The sequence below is a fragment of the Brachybacterium sp. GCM10030268 genome (assembly GCF_042666305.1).
In the GTDB taxonomy this organism is placed as follows: Bacteria; Actinomycetota; Actinomycetes; order Actinomycetales; family Dermabacteraceae; genus Brachybacterium.
Window position 1 is genome coordinate 1 of the sequence record NZ_JBHTCW010000011.1, and the last position, 18,818, is coordinate 18,818.

At 71.3% G+C, this 18,818-nt stretch carries 13 protein-coding genes and 1 pseudogene; 3 read left to right on the forward strand and 11 right to left on the reverse strand.

Annotated features, from left to right (window positions below; all coding sequences use genetic code 11):
* Positions 1 to 711 precede the first annotated feature (711 nt).
* From tyrS to pheS, 11 genes and pseudogenes are all read right to left on the reverse strand, one after another.
* Complete coding sequence (gene tyrS / locus ACFQRD_RS13770; RefSeq protein ID WP_377804539.1) at positions 712 to 1,980, reverse strand: tyrosine--tRNA ligase; 1,269 nt, start codon at positions 1,978 to 1,980, stop codon at positions 712 to 714.
* Positions 1,981 to 2,086: 106 nt separating this feature from the next.
* A complete protein-coding gene (argH, locus tag ACFQRD_RS13775; protein WP_377804541.1) occupies positions 2,087 to 3,547 on the reverse strand; it encodes an argininosuccinate lyase in 1,461 nt (486 codons plus the stop codon).
* A complete protein-coding gene (locus tag ACFQRD_RS13780; RefSeq protein WP_377804543.1) occupies positions 3,544 to 4,782 on the reverse strand; it encodes an argininosuccinate synthase in 1,239 nt (412 codons plus the stop codon). Before ACFQRD_RS13780 ends, argH begins: the two co-directional genes overlap by 4 nt.
* A gap of 140 nt (positions 4,783 to 4,922) precedes the next feature.
* A pseudogene (locus ACFQRD_RS13785) lies at positions 4,923 to 5,432 on the reverse strand (arginine repressor); the annotation flags it as partial.
* Entirely contained in the window at positions 5,429 to 6,412 is a 984-nt protein-coding gene (argF, locus tag ACFQRD_RS13790) for an ornithine carbamoyltransferase (RefSeq protein ID WP_377804545.1), read from the reverse strand. The gene argF and the pseudogene ACFQRD_RS13785, both read right to left, overlap by 4 nt.
* 1 nt (position 6,413) lies before the next feature.
* Positions 6,414 to 7,706 carry an acetylornithine transaminase gene (locus tag ACFQRD_RS13795; RefSeq protein WP_377804547.1) on the reverse strand — a complete coding sequence of 431 codons (1,293 nt, stop codon included), beginning with the start codon at positions 7,704 to 7,706 and terminating at the stop codon, positions 6,414 to 6,416.
* Positions 7,699 to 8,673: an acetylglutamate kinase gene (gene argB, locus ACFQRD_RS13800; RefSeq protein ID WP_377019327.1), complete on the reverse strand. Its 975-nt coding sequence runs from the start codon at positions 8,671 to 8,673 to the stop codon at positions 7,699 to 7,701. Before argB ends, ACFQRD_RS13795 begins: the two co-directional genes overlap by 8 nt.
* On the reverse strand, positions 8,670 to 9,839 hold the full coding sequence (argJ, locus tag ACFQRD_RS13805) for a bifunctional glutamate N-acetyltransferase/amino-acid acetyltransferase ArgJ (protein ID WP_377804549.1): 1,170 nt from the start codon (positions 9,837 to 9,839) through the stop codon (positions 8,670 to 8,672). The genes argB and argJ overlap by 4 nt, the downstream gene beginning before the upstream one ends.
* A gap of 75 nt (positions 9,840 to 9,914) precedes the next feature.
* Complete coding sequence (argC, locus tag ACFQRD_RS13810; protein WP_377804551.1) at positions 9,915 to 11,045, reverse strand: N-acetyl-gamma-glutamyl-phosphate reductase; 1,131 nt, start codon at positions 11,043 to 11,045, stop codon at positions 9,915 to 9,917.
* Positions 11,046 to 11,230: 185 nt separating this feature from the next.
* Positions 11,231 to 13,831 carry a phenylalanine--tRNA ligase subunit beta gene (gene pheT, locus ACFQRD_RS13815; protein WP_377804553.1) on the reverse strand — a complete coding sequence of 867 codons (2,601 nt, stop codon included), beginning with the start codon at positions 13,829 to 13,831 and terminating at the stop codon, positions 11,231 to 11,233.
* 1 nt (position 13,832) lies between these two features.
* Complete coding sequence (gene pheS / locus ACFQRD_RS13820) at positions 13,833 to 14,939, reverse strand: phenylalanine--tRNA ligase subunit alpha (protein ID WP_377804555.1); 1,107 nt, start codon at positions 14,937 to 14,939, stop codon at positions 13,833 to 13,835.
* A 270-nt stretch (positions 14,940 to 15,209) separates the two neighbouring features.
* On the opposite strand from pheS, the gene ACFQRD_RS13825 reads away from it, so the two are divergent.
* From ACFQRD_RS13825 to ACFQRD_RS13835, 3 genes are all read left to right on the forward strand, one after another.
* Positions 15,210 to 16,976, forward strand: coding sequence for a WXG100 family type VII secretion target (locus ACFQRD_RS13825; RefSeq protein ID WP_377804557.1), 1,767 nt, complete (start codon positions 15,210 to 15,212; stop codon positions 16,974 to 16,976).
* Between the two features lie 109 nt (positions 16,977 to 17,085).
* Entirely contained in the window at positions 17,086 to 18,186 is a 1,101-nt protein-coding gene (locus tag ACFQRD_RS13830; RefSeq protein ID WP_377804560.1) for an S-(hydroxymethyl)mycothiol dehydrogenase, read from the forward strand.
* Positions 18,183 to 18,803 (forward strand): MBL fold metallo-hydrolase, encoded by a 621-nt coding sequence (locus ACFQRD_RS13835; protein ID WP_377804562.1) that lies wholly within the window; start codon positions 18,183 to 18,185, stop codon positions 18,801 to 18,803. Before ACFQRD_RS13830 ends, ACFQRD_RS13835 begins: the two co-directional genes overlap by 4 nt.
* Positions 18,804 to 18,818 lie beyond the last annotated feature (15 nt).

Below are 18,818 nucleotides of genomic sequence, written 5' to 3' on the forward strand. Positions count from 1 at the left end.
CCAGCATATAACTGCTGTATCATCCGTTAAAATTTGCCAATCAAATATTGGCATCAACAAACAGACACGCTATTGAGATATCAAGCAACACGCGCACATCGTCATCTGGCCGCTCAGCGGCTCGACTCGGAGGCTCGGATGCGCCAGGCGGAAAACCGTCCGACGATTCTTTGTCTTCGTCGTCCCGGCGCGAGTCACTACTCTAGCAGATCTTCGCGGCCCGGTCCAACTCCGCTCCGTGTGTCCCGCGTCTCGTTCTGATCGCTGTGCGATCGTCACCCGAGCAGGTCACGGCCGTTCCCCCGACGTTCCGGGAGTCCGGGTCAGCAGCTCCTCCGCGTCCGCTCCGTGCCGCCGGCCCCGTGGGGCTTCCGGCCTTTCGCGTCTGCGTCCTCGCTGCTGACAAGAGAAAACATTACGGGTCCTGCGGGGGGCCGTCAAACCATCCCGTTCAGCCCTCGTTCACCCTTCTCAGCGCCTGTTTGTGCAGGTCAGCATGCATTTCGGTGGCCTCGGAAAGCGCTCGTTCACTCTGATGTGACCTGAGTCTGAGAGGGGGGTCACGAGACCGCGGGACGATTTGACCAGGGCCCGTTCGAGGTGCCACGTGCGCGCCCGTCCGGGCATGCAGAACGCCCCGGGCACTCCGTGTTCGGAGTGCCCGGGGCGTGGTGGAGGTCTGCGTCCTGTGCCCGCGGCCTGTCGTCGTGCTCAGCCGGCGAGGTGCGCCATGGCGGCGTTCTTCCGTCCCCGGCGCAGGAGGAGATAGCGGCCCGGCAGGGCGGACCGGTCCCCGATCTCGCCCCCGAGGTCATCCACGGAGACCCTCTGACCGTTGACCGACAGTCCGCCTTCGTCCGCGGCGCGCCGGGCGGCGCCCTTGGACTGCACGATCCCCGTCGCCACGAAGGCGTCGACCAGCGACGTGGTGGGTGCCAGGTCGGCCCCCGGCACCTCCCGCGCGATGGAGACGACTGCCGATTCGTCGAGCTCGCGGACGTCCCCGCGCCCGAACAGCACGGAGGCGGCGGCAGTGGCCTGGGCGGTCGCCTGCTCGCCGTGGACCAGCGTGGTCAGGTCATCTGCGAGTGCTCTCTGCGCGGCACGGCGATGGGAGGCCTCCTCGGTCGCGCGCTCCAGCTCGCCGATCTCCTCCTGCGAGCGGAACGTGAAGTACCGCAGGTAGTCGAGCACATCGGCGTCGGCCACATTGAGCCAGAACTGGTGGAACGCGTAGGGGCTGGTCAGCTCCGGGTCCAGCCACACGGCACCGCCCTCGCTCTTGCCGAACTTGGTGCCGTCGGCCTTGGTGACCAGCGGGGTGGTCAGCGCGTGGACCTCCTCGCCCTCCACCTTGTGCACCAGCTCGACGCCGGAGAGCAGATTCCCCCACTGGTCGTTCCCGCCGTACTGGAGGCTCACCCCGTGCCGGCGGTAGAGCTCGAGGTAGTCGATGCCCTGCAGCACCTGGTAGCTGAACTCGGTGTAGCTGATCCCCTCGTCGCTCTGGAGCCGGCGCGAGACGGTCTCCTTGCCGAGCATCGTGCCCATGCGGAAGTGCTTGCCCATGTCCCGCAGGAAGTCGAGCGCGCTCATCTGCCCGATCCAGTCGAGGTTGTTCACCATGGTCACGGCGAACTCCCCCTCCGGGTCGAGGAAGCGGGAGATCTGGCCGCGCAGGGTCTCGACCCAGGTCTCCACGAGCTCGGAATCGTTCAGGACACGCTCCCCGGACATCCGGGGATCGCCGATCAGGCCGGTGGCTCCCCCGACCAGGGCGTAGGGCTTGTGCCCGGCCAGCTGCAGGCGTCGCATGGTGAGCACCTGGGTCAGGTGGCCGACGTGCAGGGAGGCCGCGGTCGGGTCGAAACCGCAATACAGGCTGATCGGTCCGTCCGCCAGAGCGTTGCCGAGCGCCTCGCGCCCGGTGGTCTGCACGACGAGTCCTCGCCAGGCGAGCTCGTCCAGGACGGAATGCATCGATCGTTTCCTCTCTGCAGGGGCACGGTGCGCCGGCCGGTCGGGCGCGGTGTGTCGGGTATCCAGCGCCATTGTCACAGATCGCTGCGACGGGGTGCGCTGCGGTTCATTCGCGCGTGAAGGCCCTCAGCTCCGTGATCGCGCGCGCCAGAGCGTCCTCCTGCTCCGCCACCCGCTCGGGTGCGGTCCCGCCCTTGGCATCGCGCGAGGCGATGGAGCCCTGGACCGAGAGCACGGACCGCACGGAGCCGTCCAGGTGCTGGGAGATCGAGGAGAGCTCCTCGTCGGTGAGATCCCACAGCTCCTTGCCCTGGGACTCTGCCACCTTCACGCACTCTCCCGAGATCTCGTGCGCGCTGCGGAAGGGCACTCCGCGGCGCACGAGATGGTCGGCGATGTCGGTGGCCAGGGAGAAGCCCTGCGGGGCGAGGTCGGCCATCCGCTCGGTGTGGAAGACCAGGGTGGCCATCATCCCCGTGAAGGCCGGCAGCACCAGGGTCAGCGAGTCGACCTGGTCGAAGACGGGCTCCTTGTCCTCCTGGAGGTCGCGGTTGTACGCGAGCGGCAGGGCCTTGAGGGTGGTCAGCAGGCCGACGAGATCACCGACGACCCGCCCTGCCTTGCCACGGGCGAGCTCGGCGATGTCCGGGTTCTTCTTCTGCGGCATGATCGAGGAGCCGGTGGAGAAGGAGTCGTCCAGGGTGATGAACGAGAACTCCTTGGTGTTCCACAGGATGACCTCCTCCGCCAGGCGCGAGAGGTCGATGCCGATCATCGCGAGCACGAAGGAGAACTCCGCGGTGAGGTCCCGCGAGGCGGTGCCGTCGACCGAGTTCCATACCGAGTCCTCGAAGCCGAGCTCGCTCGCCACGGCCTGCGGATCGAGGCCGAGGCTGGAGCCGGCGAGCGCACCGGACCCGTACGGCGACTGTGCGGCGCGACGGTCGAGGTCGCGCAGGCGCTCCACGTCACGCATCAGCGGCCACGCATGGGCGAGCAGGTGGTGGCTCAGCAGGACCGGCTGGGCATGCTGGAGATGGGTGCGCCCCGGCATCGGCGCCCCGTGCACCTCGAGCGCACGGGCCAGCAGCACGTCGACGAGGTCGAGCACCTGGTCGCCGACGGCCCGGCCCTGATCGCGGATGAACAGACGGATCAGCGTCGCGATCTGGTCATTGCGGGAACGGCCGGCACGGAGCTTCCCGCCCAGCTCGTCCCCTGCCCGCTCCAGCAGCCCGCGCTCCAGGGCCGTGTGCACGTCCTCGTCCTCCGGTGCCGCGGTGAACTCCCCCGAGGCGACGTCGGCCGCGAGCCGGTCCAGGGCGGCCTGCATCCGGCCGAGCTCGTCGTCGCTCAGGAGTCCGGCGGCGTGCAGCACATTGGCGTGGGCCTTCGAGCCGCGCAGGTCGTACTCGGCCAGGCGCCAGTCGAAGTGCGTGGAGACCGACAGCGCCGCCAGCGCCGCGGCGGGGCCGGAGCCGAAGCGGCCGCCCCACAGCGAGGCACGCTCCTGGGCGGCGGTCGGATCGCCCGCCGCGCCTGGGTGCCCGTGCCCGTCGCTGCTCATGCCTGTCCCTCGCCGGGGGCCGAGAGGTCCTCGCCGTGGCCGAAGGCGACGTCGCGGGCCGCGGCCTGCTTGGCCGCCAGCCCGTAGATCTCGATGAAGCCGCGGGCGTTGGACTGGTCGAAGGCGTCGCCCTCGTCGTAGGTGGCGAGGTTGAAGTCGTACAGCCCGCTCTCCGAGCGGCGGCCGGTGACGGTGGCGCGGCCTCCGTGCAGGACCATGCGGATATCGCCGTTGACGTAGCGCTGGGTGTCCTCGATGAACGAGTCCAGAGACTTCTTCAGCGGGGAGAACCACTGGCCGTCGTAGACCAGCTCGGTCCAGCGGTCGCCGACGGTGCGCTTGAATCGTGCCTGCTCGCGCTCGAGGGTGACGCGCTCGAGCTCCTGGTGGGCCTCGATCAGCGCCATGGCGCCGGGCGCCTCGTAGACCTCGCGGGACTTGATGCCCACCAGGCGGTCCTCGACGATGTCGATCCGGCCGATGCCCTGGGCGCCGGCACGGCGGTTGAGCTGCTCGATCGCCTGCAGCGGGGTGACGGGGCGGCCGTCCAGCGCCACCGGCACGCCGCGCTCGAACGTGATGACGACCTCGTCGGCCACGGGCGGGAAGGCCGGGTCGTCGGTGTAGCTGAAGACGTCCTTGCTGGGCTCGTTCCAGATGTCCTCGAGGAAGCCGGTCTCGATGGCGCGGCCCCAGACGTTCTGGTCGATCGAGAACGGGTTGTGCTTGGTGGTCGCGATCGGCAGGCCCTTGCGCTCGGCGTACTGGATCGCCTTGTCGCGGGTCAGCGCCAGGTCGCGCACCGGCGCGATGCACTGCAGCTCGGGCGCGAGGGAGGTGATCGAGACCTCGAAGCGGACCTGGTCGTTGCCCTTGCCGGTGCAGCCATGGGCGACCGTCGAGGCGCCGTACTTCTTGGCGGCCTTGACCAGGTGCTTGGTGATCACAGGGCGGGAGATCGCGGAGACCACGGGGTAGGCGTCCATGTACAGCGCGTTGGCCTTGAGCGCCGGCATGCAGTAGTCGTCGGCGAACTCGTCGCGGGCGTCGGCGACGTAGGCCTCGACGGCGCCGCAGTCCAGGGCGCGCTGGCGGATCACCTCGAGATCCTCACCGCCCTGGCCGACATCCACCGCGCAGGCGATGACGTCGGCGCCGGTGGCGTCGTGGATCCAGCCGATGGCCACGGAGGTGTCGAGGCCGCCGGAGTAGGCGAGGACGATGCGTTCGGTCACGGGAGCTCCTGGTCGAGTTCTGTCGGGTTCTGGGGGCGGTCGCCGGCGGCGGGGCCGGCGACCGGGTCGTGCGTGGGCGGGGGGCGAGGCGGGTCCTCGGGGGCGGGGCTCCCGGCCGGGTCGGCGCTCTCGCGCCGGCCGTCAGCCAGATCGAGCAGCCGGGCGGCGAGACGGTCGCCGCCGGCCGGGTCCCGGGCGACCAGCAGCACGGTGTCGTCCCCGGCGATCGTACCGAGGACGTCGGGCATCACCGATCTGTCCATGGCCGAGGCGAGATACTGCGCACCGCCGGGCGGGGTCCGCACCACCACGAGGTTGCCGCTGGCTTCCGCGGAGACGAGCAGCCCCTCGGCGAGCCGTGGCAGACGCGCCTCGAGCAGTTCGTTCTCCGGGAAGGCGCTGGTCGGCCGGGGGGATCCGCCCTCCGGCGGCAGACGGTAGACAAGGGCCCCCGCCGAGCCGCGCACCTTCTCGGCCTGCAGCTCGACGAGGTCGCGCGAGAGGGTCGCCTGGGTGACCTCGATGCCCTCGGCCGTCAGCAGTTGGGCGAGCTGGGACTGGGAGGAGACCTCCTGGTGGGTCAGCAGCTGGACGATGCGCTGCTGGCGTGAGGTCTTGGTCTGCGCGAGGGCCCGACGGGGATCGCTCATCGTCGCTGCCCCACGGGCCGTGCGTGCGCGGCGCTCGCCTCGTCGGGATGCTCGAGCAGCCAGGTCAGCAGTGCCTTCTGGGCATGCAGGCGGTTCTCCGCCTCGTCCCACACCACCGAGGCCGGCCCATCGAGCACGGAGGCGGTGACCTCCTTGCCGCGGTAGGCGGGCAGGCAGTGCAGGAAGATGCCGCCGGAGAGCTCCATCAGCTCGTCGGTGACCTGGAAGGGGGCGAAGGTGGCGGCGTCCCGTCCGTCCTCTCCCTCCTGGCCCATCGACACCCAGGTGTCGGTGATGACGGCGGTCGCGCCGGTCACGGCCTCGTGAGGGTCCGCGGTCACGGTGACAGCGCCCCCGGCACGCTCGGCGATCTCCCGGGCCCTGGCGAGGATCTCGGGATCGGGTCGATGGGAGGCGGGTGCGGCGATGCGGACGTCCATCCCGGCGGTCACCCCGCCCAGGAGGTAGGAGTGGGCCATATTGTTCGCGCCGTCCCCGAGGTAGGCCAGGGAGCGACCGGCCAGGGCGGTCTCGCCGTCGGCCAGTCCCCCGGCGTGCTGGGCGATGGTCTGCAGGTCGGCGAGGATCTGGCACGGGTGGAACTGGTCGGTGAGCGCGTTGACGACGGGCACGGTGGCGTGGGCCGCCATCTCCTCGAGCCGTTCCTGGCCGAAGGTGCGCCAGACGATGGCGGAGACCTGCCGGGTGAGGACCTCGGTGGTGTCGGCGATGGACTCGCCGCGACCGAGCTGGCTCGATCCGGCCTCGATCACCAGCGGGTTCCCCCCGAGCTCGGCCACGCCGGTGGCGAAGGAGATCCGAGTGCGGGTCGAGGACTTGTCGAACAGGATCGCCACGGTGCGCGGCCCCTCGAGCGGGCGCTTGGCGAAGCGGTCGCCGGCGAGATCGAGAGCGAGAGCGAGGACGTCCTTCTGCTCGGCGGGGCTGAGATCGTCGTCGCGCAGGAAATGGCGGGGCATGTCAGTGCTCTCCTTGCGTGGGGGCGGCGCCGGACGGCGCGGCGGCGGATGTCGCGGCGCCGGGGGCCGCCTGCTCGAGCAGCCCGGGCAGGGCGGCGATGAAGGTGTCCAGATCTGCCGCGGTGATGATCAGCGGTGGGGCGAGGCGAAGGGTGGACTCGTCCGGGGCGTTGACGATGAACCCGGCCTCCAGTGCGGCGGCGGCGACCTCCTTGGCCAGCGGCCGGGCGAGCCCGATCCCGAGCAGCAGTCCTGCGCCGCGAACCTCGGTGATCAGCGGGTGCTGGAGCGCCGCGACCTCGGCCCTGACGTGCTCTCCGGTCTCGCGGACGTGTTCGAGCAGTCCGTCCTCCAGGAGCGTGCCGATGACGGCGAGGCCGGCGGCGGAGGCCAGGGGGTTGCCCCCGAAGGTGGTGCCGTGCTGGCCGGGCTGGAGGAGATCGTGGACCTCCCGGCCGAAGGTGACCATGGCCCCGATCGGGAAGCCGCCGCCGAGGCCCTTGGCCAGCGTCATCACATCGGGCTGGAGCCCATCGACCGCCTGGTGGGCGAACCAGTGGCCGGTGCGGCCCATCCCGGTCTGGACCTCGTCGAGGATCAGCAGGGTTCCGTGCTCGCGGGTGAGCCGGCGCAGCGCCTGCAGGTACGGCACGGACAGAGGACGCACGCCGGCCTCGCCCTGGATGGGCTCGGCGAACACGGCGGCCACGTCACCCGGCGCGAGGGCTGCCGCGAGGGCGTCCTCATCGCCGGCCGGGACGAACTCGACGCCGCCGGGGAGCGGCTCGAAGGGAGCGCGGTAGGACTCTTTCGCGGTGAGCGCCAGGGCGCCCATGGTGCGGCCGTGGAAGGAGCTGGTCAGCGCCAGGATCCGGGGTCTGCCGGTGCGACGGGCGAGCTTGAAGGCCGCCTCGTTCGCCTCGGTGCCGGAGTTGGCGAAGAAGACCCCGGAGCCGGCGGGGGCGGCGGCGAGGGTCAGCAGCTTCTCGGCGAGCTCGATCTGCGGCGCGCTGGCGAAGAAGTTCGAGACGTGACCGAGGGTCTGGGCCTGCTTGGTCAGCGCCGCGAGGATCGCCGGGTGGGCGTGACCGAGGGCGTTGACGGCGATCCCGGCCAGCAGGTCGAGGTACTCCGTGCCCTCGGTATCCCAGACCCGCACGCCCTCGCCACGGGCGAGGATCCGCTGCGGGGAGCCGAAGACGGGCAGCAGCGCCTCGCGGTAACGGGTGGCGAGGTCGCCGGAGGGCTCGCCCGCTCCGGCGGAGTGCGTGGTCGCCTCGGAATGCTCAGACATAGTCGTCCCTCCTGACCATCGTGCCCACACCCTTGGTGGTGAAGACCTCCAGCAGTGCGGCGTGCTCGATCCGCCCGTCGATCATGGCGGCGGTGCGCACGCCGGCGTCGACCGCGCCCAGCAGCGCCTCCGCCTTGGGGATCATCCCCGCGGTCAGGGTTTCCAGCATGCCGCGCAGCTCGGTGGCCGAGATCTCCGGGATCAGGGAGCCGCGGTCGGGCCAGTCACGGTAGAGCCCCTCGACGTCGGTGAGCATCACCAGCTTCTCGGCATCCAGGCCTTCGGCGAGCGCGGCGGCGGCGAGGTCGGCGTTGATGTTGAGGACCTCGCCGGTGGGCGTGCCGTCGGCGTCGACCTCCGGGGCGATCGAGGAGATGACGGGGATCCGGCCACCGGCGAGCAGGTCGCTGATCGCCTCGATGTCGACCCCGCTGACGGCACCGACGTGGCCCAGGTCGACGTCCTCGCCGTCGACGACGGTGCTGCGGCGCTGGGCGGTGAACAGGCGGGCGTCCTCTCCGGACATGCCGACGGCGAAGGGCCCGTGATAGTTGATGAGCCCGACCAGCTGGCGTCCCACCTGGCCGACCAGCACCATCCGCACGACGTCCATGGTGTCGGCGTCGGTCACGCGCAGCCCGCCGCGGAAGGTGGAGTCGATGCCGACGCGATCGAGCATCGTGTTGATCTGCGGCCCGCCGCCGTGGACGACGACGACGTGGATGCCGGCCAGGCGCATGAAGACCATGTCGGCGGCGAAGGCGCGGCGCAGCTCGTCGTCGATCATGGCGTTGCCGCCGTACTTGACCACGACGATCTTGCCGCGGAAGCGCTGCATCCACGGCATCGCCTCGATGAGCACCTCGGACTTCTCGCGCGCCACGGTGCGGGCGGCGTCGAGCTGGTCGAGGGGGTTCTTGCCGACGAGTTCGGGCTCGCCGCCTGGATGCTGGCTCGTCCGGTTCATGAGGAGTAGGCGCTGTTCTCTTCGACGTAGTCGTGGGTGAGGTCGTTGGTCCAGATGTCCGCGGCCGCGTCACCGGCGCCGAGGTCCACCTCGATGAGGGTCTCGCGGCTGGTCATGTCGACCTCGGAGCGGTCGCGATGGGCGCCGCCGGCTCGGCATACCTGGACCCCGTTGACCGTGACGGAGAGGTCCGCGACGTCGAAGGGTGCGATGTGCTCGGGGACGCAGCCGGCGGCGGCGACGATCCGGCCCCAGTTGGGGTCGTTGCCGAAGATCGCGGCCTTGACCAGGTTGGAGCGGGCGATCTCCCGTGCCACGGCGAGGGCGGCGTCCTCGGTGCCGGCGGAGCGGACGATGACGTGGACGTCGTGGCTGGCGCCCTCGGCGTCGGCGACCAGCTGTCGTGCCAGGTCGGCGCTGACCGTGCGCACCGCCTCGGTGAGCTCCTCGACGGAGACGCGCACGCCGCTGGCGCCGGAGGCGAGCAGGATGACGGTGTCGTTCGTGGACATGCAGGCGTCGGAGTCGACCCGGTCGAACGTGGTGCGGGTGGCATCCCGCAGCGCGGCGTCGGCGACCTCGGCATCCACGTCGGCATCGGTGGTGAGCACGACGAGCATGGTCGCCAGCTGGGGCGCGAGCATGCCGGCTCCCTTGGCGATGCCTCCGACCACGGCTCCCGAGGGTGTGGTCGTCTCGGCGGTCTTGGGCACCGAGTCGGTGGTCATGATCGCTCGCGCCGCGGCGGCGTCGCTCTGCTCCCCCCGCTCGAGCTGCCCGGCCGCGGCGTCCAGGCCGCCCAGCAGCGGCTGCATCGCCAGCCGCTCGCCGATCAGGCCCGTCGAGCACACCAGCACGTCCTGCGCGGAGACGTCGAGGAGGTCGGCCAGGTGCTCCGCGGTGCGGTGGGTGTCGGCGAAGCCCTCCGGGCCGGTGCAGGCATTGGCCCCGCCGGAGTTCAGCACCACGGCGCGGGCGCGACCGTCGGCTACTGCCTGACGGGACCAGAGCACCGGGGCGGCCTGGACCCGGTTGGCGGTGAAGACGGCGGCGGCGGCATCGCGCGGGCCGTCGTTGACCACCAGGGCGAGGTCCGCGGCGCCGGTGGACTTGAGGCCGGCTGCCAGGCCGGCCGCACGGAAGCCGCGGGGGCGGGTGATCGACACGGGATCTCCTCTACAGGGACACGGAGCGACGGGCACGGAGCAGCGGATCCGGCTCCGCGGTGGCGGGCGAGCGGGTCAGGGGACGAGAGCGGTGCGGGTGAGTCCGGTGGTCTCCGGGAGGCCGAGCGCCAGGTTCAGCGACTGGATCGCGGCGCCGGCGGTGCCCTTGACGAGGTTGTCGATCGCCGCGATCACGGTGGCCTGGCCGCTGCGGCGGTCCGCGGCCGCTCCGATCCGCACCACGTTCGACCCGGTCACCTGCCCGGTGGTCGGTGCCGAGCCCTCCTCGAGCACGCTGACGAAGGGCTCATCGGCGTAGTCGGCGCGGAGGGCATCGAGCAGGTCGGCGGAGCTCGCCGATCCGGTCAGCGGCGCGGTGAGCACGGCGAGGATGCCGCGGCTCATCGGCACCAGCACAGGCGTGAAGGTCAGCCGTGCGCCGTACTGCCCGGTGGCTCGCCGGAGGTTCTGGAGGACCTCGGGGATGTGCCGGTGGCTGCCGCCGATCCCGTACGGGGCTGCCGAGCCGGAGGCCTCGCCGAACAGCAGATGCTGCTTGGGGGTGCGGCCGGCGCCGGTGTACCCGACGGGGAGCACCGCGCTGAGGGCGCCCGACTCGATCAGGCCGGCCCGCAGCAGCGGGACCGCGGCGAAGGTGACGGCAGTGGCGTTGCACCCCGGGACCGCGATCTCGCGCGCGCCGGCCAGCTGGTCGCGCTGCCGGGTGCCGTCGGCCAGCGGCAGCTCGGGCATGCCGTAGCTCCAGGTGCCCGAGTGCGCGCTGCCGTAGTACTCGGACCAGTCCTCGGCGCTCTCGAGCCGGTGGTCGGCACCGAGATCGACGACCAGCACATTCGGGTCCTCCGCGCGCAGCTGGGCGGCGAGCTCGCCGGACTGCCCGTGCGGGAGCGCCAGGACCACGACGTCGTGACCATGCAGCACCTCTGCCGTCGTCTCCTCGAGCACAGGGTCGCGGCCCAGGTCGATGTGCGGGGCGACCTCGCTCAGCCGCTTCCCGGCGCTGCTGTGCGCGGTGACGGTGGCGACCTCGAGCCCGGGGTGGGAGGCGAGCAGGCGCAGTGCCTCGCCGCCGGCGTACCCGGAGGCGCCGACCACGGCGACACGCGGCCGACCGCCGCGATCCGGCGACAGGGCGGCGTCCGAGGCGAGGGCAGGGGTGGCCGAGGGATCCGGGACCGACATCATGCCGGAAGTATATACAGACGAATGCATGATCAGCCAGTCGGCGCCGGTGAGCGGGCAGCAGTCCGGGCCCTCGCACACCGGAAGGCCCCGGTCTCCGGATCATCTCCGGGACCGGGGCCTTCCCTGTCATGGCTCGGCGAGCTCGCTCGGGGCCTCGTGCCAGCAGGCCTCCGAGAGCGGCGGGCTCACGCCCTGAGCACTCCCCCGACCGCGTTCTCCACGGCGGTGATGCAGCGCTCACGCGCCTGCCCGATCTGCTCGGCGGTCAGGGTGCCTTCCGCCGATCGCAGCCGGACCGCGAAGGCGAGGGACTTCTTGCCGTGGCCGATCTGCTCACCGGTGAAGACGTCGAAGAGGCGGACCCGTTCGGCGAGGTCGCCCATGCCGACCACGATCGCGGCCTCGACGGCGCTGGCGGGGACGTTCTCGTCGACCACGAAGGCGAAGTCCTCCTTGGCCGGGGGGAACGTCGGGACCGGGGCCGCCCGCACGACGGCCGGGGCGGAGGCGATCACGGCCTCCAGATCCAGCTCGAAGGCGCTGGTGCGGGCCGGGAGCCCGAACTCCGTGACCACCGCCGGGTGCAGCTCACCCGCGTAGCCGACCACCGCGGACTCCCCGTCGGCCGTGGTCACACGCAGCTGCCCCGCCCGTCCGGGGTGGAAGGGCGCACGCTCGACCTGGCGCACCTCGAGCTCGCCGCCGACGGCGGCGGCGACCCGGCGGGCCAGGTCGAAGGCATCGCCCCATCCCCACGGCGCGGGATCCCCCTGCCACGAGCCGGGCCCGGAGGCGCCGCCGACGACGGCGGCCAGCGCACGGGTCTGGGCGGGCAGGGCACCGAGGGTCTCCTCGAGCTCCGCGTCGGTGGGTCGCTGCGCAGGTGCCGGAACCGGGGAGCGGACCCCCTCCCCGCGGGAGCGGGAGACGCTGCCGAGCTGGAAGATCGCCACGGAGTCCTCGCCGCGGCCGAGATTGCGGCGAGCCACCGGCAGCAGGGTCTGCAGCAGCTCGGAACGCATCAGCGGCTCGTCCTCGGCCAGCGGGTTCAGCAGCCGCACGGCGCCGCGGCGCTCGTCGTCGGCCCCGTAGCGCAGCTGGTCGAAGACGTCTTCGCCGACGAACGGCGAGGAGGCGACCTCGGTGAGACCGGCCTCGACCAGCGCCCGGTTGGCGCTGCGACGGGCGCGCTGGGCGACGGTGAGCCCGCGACCTCCGGGCGCCGTCGGCAGGACGGAGGGGATCTTCTCGTAGCCGACGAGCCGCGCCACCTCCTCGACCAGATCCTCCTTGAGGGTGAGATCGCCGCGCCAGCTGGGCGGCCTCACACCGAAGGCGCCCTGGGCGCCGTCCTCGACGGTGCAGCCGATCATCTCCAGCGTGCCGCGCACCTGCTGCGGGGTGTACGGGATCCCGACGACGCGCTCGGGATGATCCACGGGCAGGCTGATCTGGACCGGTTCGCCGACGCCGCCCACATCCGTGAGGCGGTCGCTGATCCGTCCGCCGCCGAAGCGGGTGATGAGTTCGGCGGCGCGGCGTGCGGCCACCACAGGCAGGTGCGGATCCACACCGCGCTCGAAGCGTTTGGAGGCTTCCGAGGGCAGGCGGTGCCGGCGCGCGGAGCGCGCCACCGTGACCGGCTGGAACGTCGCCGCCTCGAGCACGATGCTGCTCGTGCCCTCACCGACCTCGGTGTCGGCACCGCCCATCACCCCGGCGATCCCGAGCACGCGCTCGCCCTCGCCGCCTTCGCTGTCGGTGATCAGGAGGTCCTCGCCATCGAGCGTCCGCGTGACGTCATCGAGAGTGGTGAGCTGCTCCCCGGCCCGAGCGCGGCGGACCACGATCGGGGCGACGACCTTCTCGGCGTCGTAGGCGTGCAGCGGCTGGCCGAGGTCGAGCATCACGTAGTTGGTGACGTCCACGATCAGGGAGATCGGGCGCATGCCCGCCTGGGTGAGCCGGCGCGCCATCCAGCGCGGGGTCTGCGCCGTGGGATCCACGCCGCTGACCTCGAGCGCGACGAACCGGGAGCAGCCCTGGCCGCCGCGGATCGGGGCGTCGTCGCGCAGCTGCACCGCGGGCCCCTCCCCGGCGGGCTCGGGCACCTCGACGGTGGCGGCCGGGTCGGTGAACGCGGCGCCGGTGGCGTGGGAGTACTCGCGGGCCACGCCCCGCATCGAGAAGCAGTAGCCGCGGTCCGGGGTCACGTTGATCTCGACGACCTCGTCGGCCAGGCCCAGCAGGGAGATCGCGTCGTCCCCGGGCTCGGCGCTCAGCCCCTCGGCGTGGCCGCGGCCCAGGACGATGATGCCGTCCTCCCCCGCGGGGTCCGGGCCGAGACCCAGCTCCTCGCCGGAGCAGATCATGCCGTCGGAGGTGTGGCCGTAGGTGCGCCGGGCGGCGATGGCGAAGTCCCCGGGCAGCACGGTGCCGGGCAGCGAGACGATGACGAGGTCACCCGCGACGAAGTTGTGGGCGCCGCAGACGATGCCGCGGCTGGGCCGTTCCTCGCCGGGCTGCGGATCCTTCGGGTCGTCGGCGGCCTCATTGTGCTCGGGCCCGACGTCCACCCGCACCCAGTTGATGGTCTTGCCGTTCTTCTGCGGCTCGCCGACGAGCTCGAGCACACGGCCGACGACCAGCGGGCCGGTCACCTGGGCGCCGTGGATCGCCTCCTCCTCGAGGCCGACGCGGGAGAGGTCGGTGGCCACCTGCAGCGCCGAGGCGTCCTCGGGCAGGGTGACGTGCTCGGCGAGCCAGGTCAGGGGAATGCGAGGCATCTCAGATCTCCGTCCCGTAGTGCTGGGAGAAGCGGACATCGCCCTCCACCATGTCGCGCATGTCGGCCACTCCGTTGCGGAGCATCAGAATGCGCTCGATCCCCAGGCCGAAGGCGAAGCCCTGGTACTCCTCCGGGTCCACCCCGGCCGCACGCAGCACGTTCGGATGGACCATGCCGCAGCCGCCCATCTCGATCCACCCCGTGCCGCCGCACACGCGGCAGGCAGGGTCCGCGTCATGGTCCAGCCCGAGGCGGGCCTCGCACCGGAAGCAGCGGAAGTCCATCTCCGCACTGGGCTCGGTGAAGGGGAAGTGGTTGGGACGCAGCCGCGTGATGGGCCGGCCACCGAACAGGTGCGCCGCGAAGGCGTCCAGCGTGCCCACCAGGTTGGCCATGGTGAGGTCCTTGTCGACTGCGAGGCCTTCGACCTGATGGAACATCGGCGAGTGCGTCGCGTCCATCTCGTCGGCGCGGTACACGGTGCCGGGGCACGCGACGTACAGGGGGGCGCCGCGCTCGAGCATCGCGCGGATCTGGACCGGGGAGGTCTGGGTGCGCAGCAGCATCCCGGACCCCTCGGGCGCGACGTACAGCGTGTCCTGCAGCGAGCGCGAGGGGTGCTCCGGGTCCGCGTTCAGGGCGTCGAAGTTCAGCCACTCCGCGTCGATCTCGGGGCCCTCGGCGATCTCCCAGCCGATCCCGATGAAGAAGTCGTTGATGCGATCGGTCAGCGTGGTCAGGGGGTGCGCGGCGCCGCGCGGGCGACGGTCGGAGGGCAGGGTGACGTCGACCGTCTCGGCGGCGAGCGCCGCCTCCTCCTCGGCGGCGGCCAGCTCCTGCTGCCGGGCGGCGAGTTCCTTCTGCACCCGGCCCTTGCCCTGACCGACCAGCTTGCCGGCCGCAGCGCGCTGATCCTTGGGCACGTCCTTGAGGGAGCGGTTCGCACTGGTCAGGACACTGTTGTCGCCGACATGCTCGATGCGCACCTGCTTGAGCTCGTCGGTGGTCGCGGCCGCGGCGATCGCGGCCAGGGCGGCGTCCACGGCGGCGCCGATGCTCGCCTCGTCGATGACGGGCGGCTCGGGCGCGGGGGATGAATCGGACACAGGATTCGCTTTCGTCCGGCGGGCTGATCGGGGCGGCGCCATGGCGGCGGCCCGGGCCATTCTACGGACGACGGGCCGAGCCCTTCCCCGCCCGTCCGGCCGTCGTCGGCGGGGAGGGCAGGACGGGGAGTTCTCCCCATGGAAGCGGCCGCCCGGTTCCCGTAGCGTCGGGACCGACCTCCCGGAGCGACCGATAGCGACCGATAGCGACCGATAGCGACCGATCCGACGATGCCCGGACGAGGGACCGGGCGGACGACGAGGAGAACGATGGCCGACGCGATCACCCATGGCGCCGACACCGAAGCGCTGCGAGCCCACGCCCTGGCCACTGCCCGTGGCGCCCGCCGGCTCGACGATCTCCTCGCGACCCTGACACCGCTGGTCGCCTCGTGCTCGTGGGAGGGCCGCGACGCGGAGACGTTCCGCACGGACTGGCATCGCACTACCGGGCTGATGAGCTCGGCCGGGAACCGCCTGAGCGAGGCGTCCACGACCCTGACCGAGGAGGCGGACCAGCAGGACCGGGCCTCCGCGCCCGAGGGCCTGACCGCGCTGCTGGGCTCGAGCATCGGCCGGACCCTGGCCGCTCTGCTCGGTCAGGGCGGCGATCAGCTGGGCACCGGGACGTGGTGGAGCGATCTGCTGGGCCACGGCGGCGACAGCTCGACGCTCATGGGTGCCCGGATCGCCGAGGACGACTTCGACCAGAAGCGCGGCGAGGGGTCGAAGACCACGATCACGCTGCCCGACGGCTCGAAGATCACGCTGGGCGATGACGGGTCCCAGACGGTCAAGCTCGACGGGACGACGACGGTGGAGACCGAGGTCCAGACGCCGAACGGTACGGTGACGACATCGGTGCGGGTGGGCGACACGATGGAGGTCACCGAGACCGCCGACGGCAAGCTCAAGTACACCTTCACCGGCCTGGCGGAATTCAGCGGCTCGGGCGAGTTCGACGGCAAGGTCATCGGGGCCGAGGGAAGCACCAGCAGCAAGGTCGAGCAGGTCTACAGCGTCGAGGTCCCCAAGGGCACGGACGCCGCCGAGGCGATGAAGATCAATCCCTTCGACCCCTCGTCGATCCCGCCCGGCGCCTCCGTGACCACCGGCACGGGCGTGGAGGAGAAGAGCTCGCTGTCGGTCAGCGGCGAGTACCGCGGCTTCGAGCTCGGTCTCGGCGGATCGGTCAAGGAGGGCAACTCCCAGTCGCTGAAGATCTCCCGGGACGAGGACACCGGCAACCTCTCGATGCTCGAGGGCCCCACCGAGATGACCGCCCACGGCTCCACCGTGGATCTCGGCCACGGTGACCTGAAGCTCTCCATGGGCCAGGAGACCATCGAGAAGACGAAGGTCCTGGAGTACTCGGAGTTCAGCGACGACGCCGCGGGCACCGAGGCGTACATGCGGGCGATGAACCAGGGGATGCCCGAGGATGCGTCGGGCGCCGGGGTCGAGGACCGCTACCGGCAGACGCACACGTCCACCGTGATCGAGAGCGGCTTCGAGATCGGTCACGAGGACGTGCTGACGCTCGGCCGCAAGCACGAGGGATTCTCGGACGAGCTCATCGTGCGCGACTACCCCGACGGGTCGCAGGAGTTCGCCCAGCAGATCCTTCCGCACGGGGAGGCCGAGAACAACTCCGTGATGGTCGAGGGTGGGACCGGCAAGCAGACCTCGTACACCATGACGCTCGGCGACGTCGAGCGCACGCCGGCCATGACGGATCTGCTCGGCCAGACGTACGGCCAGTTCCAGCGCGGCGACGACCTCTCGATCTCGATGTCCAAGGAGGAGCTGTCGGTCATGGCGGACAACCGCGCCGCGTGGCACGGCAACCCGGAGCAGTACCAGAACGAGACGGACTACCTCACCGGTGTCGTCGCCTCGGACAGCCATCACGGTCCGCGCCAGACCGTCGAGGAGATGGTGCGCGACTACAACTACCGCCCCGTCGAGGCCGGCAACTGGCACAGCGCCGAGCGCGTCCACCCGGAGATCGAGGGCCCGGGGATGGTCGTCGGCTGACCCGGCGGGCGCGCGGCCTCGCCCGTCCGCCGGATCGGCGGTGCGACCAGCACCGACCGCTTAGGCTGGGGGCAGGAACATCCCCGTCACCGGAAGTCAGGAGCAGCTCATGCCCCGGACCGTCAAGGGCGTCATCGCCCGCACCGAGAAACAGCCGGCCGAGCTGGTCGACATCGTCATCCCGGACCCCGGACCGCATGACGTCGTCGTGGACATCGAGGCCTGCGGCGTCTGCCACACCGATCTCGCCTACCGCGACGGCGGGATCAACGACCAGTTCCCCTTCCTGCTGGGGCACGAGGCCGCCGGCAGGGTCGTGGAGATCGGCGATTCCGTCACCCACGTCGCCGTCGGCGATTTCGTCGTCCTGAACTGGCGCGCCGTGTGCGGGCAGTGCCGCGCCTGCACGAAGGGCGCCCTGCAGTACTGCTTCGACACCCACAATGCTTCGCAATCCATGACGCTGACCGATGGCACCGAGCTCGAGCCCGCGCTCGGCATCGGCGCGTTCGCCGAGCAGACGCTGGTGCACGAGGGCCAGTGCACGAAGGTCTCCGAGGAGGCCCCGGCCGAGGTCGCAGGCCTGCTCGGCTGCGGCGTGATGGCCGGGATCGGCGCTGCCGTGAACACCGGTGCCATCCAGCGCGGCGAATCCGTGGCCGTGATCGGGCTGGGCGGCGTGGGATGCGCCGCGATCGCCGGGGCGAAGCTCGCCGGGGCCACGACCATCATCGGCCTGGACGTGGACGAGAAGAAGCTCCCCGCGGCCGAGGAGCTCGGGGCGACCCACACGGTGAACACCGGGGGCCTCTCGCCGCAGCAGGTGGCCGAGAAGGTCCAGGAGCTCACCGACGGCTTCGGGGCCGACGTCGTCATCGACGCGGTCGGCATCCCGCAGACGTACGAGACGGCCTTCTACTCGCGCGACCTGGCCGGCCGCGTCGTCCTCGTCGGCGTTCCGCATCCGGACGCGACGCTCACCCTGCCGCTGCTGGACGTGTTCGGCCGCGGCGGCTCGCTGAAGTCGTCCTGGTACGGCGACTGCCTGCCCGAGCGGGACTTCCCCTACCTCACGGACCTGTTCCTGCAGGGGCGGCTGCCGCTGGACCGCTTCGTGACCGGCCGCACCGATCTGGCCGGCGTCGACGAGGCACTGGACGCCCTGCACGAGGGAAACACCCTGCGCACCGTGGCGGTGATCGGCCGATGAACGCGCGACTTGCTCACGCCGTCACCTCCGGCACGTTCAGCCTGGACGGGGAGACCTTCGACGTCGAGAACAACGTGTGGGTCCTCGGCGACGACCAGCAGTGCGTCGTCGTCGACGCCCCGCACGACGTCAAGACGGTCCTCGAACTCGTCGGGGACCGCGAATGCGTCGGCATCCTCCTCACGCACTCCCACGACGACCACGCGCGGATGGCGCCGGAGCTGTCCGAGGAGCTCGAGGCGCCGGTCCTGCTGAATCCCGCCGATCGGGAGGTGTGGCAGCTGACCCACGGCGACCTGCCCTGGGACGACGACGTCAGCGACGGGGACATGTTCACCATCGCCGGCGTGGATCTCGAAGCTCTGCACACCCCTGGCCACTCCCCCGGGGCGACCTGCTACTACGCCGAGGCGCTGGGAGCTCTCTTCAGCGGTGACACCCTGTTCCAGGGCGGCCCCGGGGCGACGGGTCGTTCCTTCTCCTCGCGGGAGACGATCGAGGAGTCGATCCGGGAGCGTCTGTTCGCTCTGCCCGACGAGACGGTGGTCCACACCGGGCACGGCCCGGACACGACCATCGGTGCCGAGAAGGAGGCTGCCCGCGGCGAGTGGCTGTGAGCCGGGGCCGGCGGT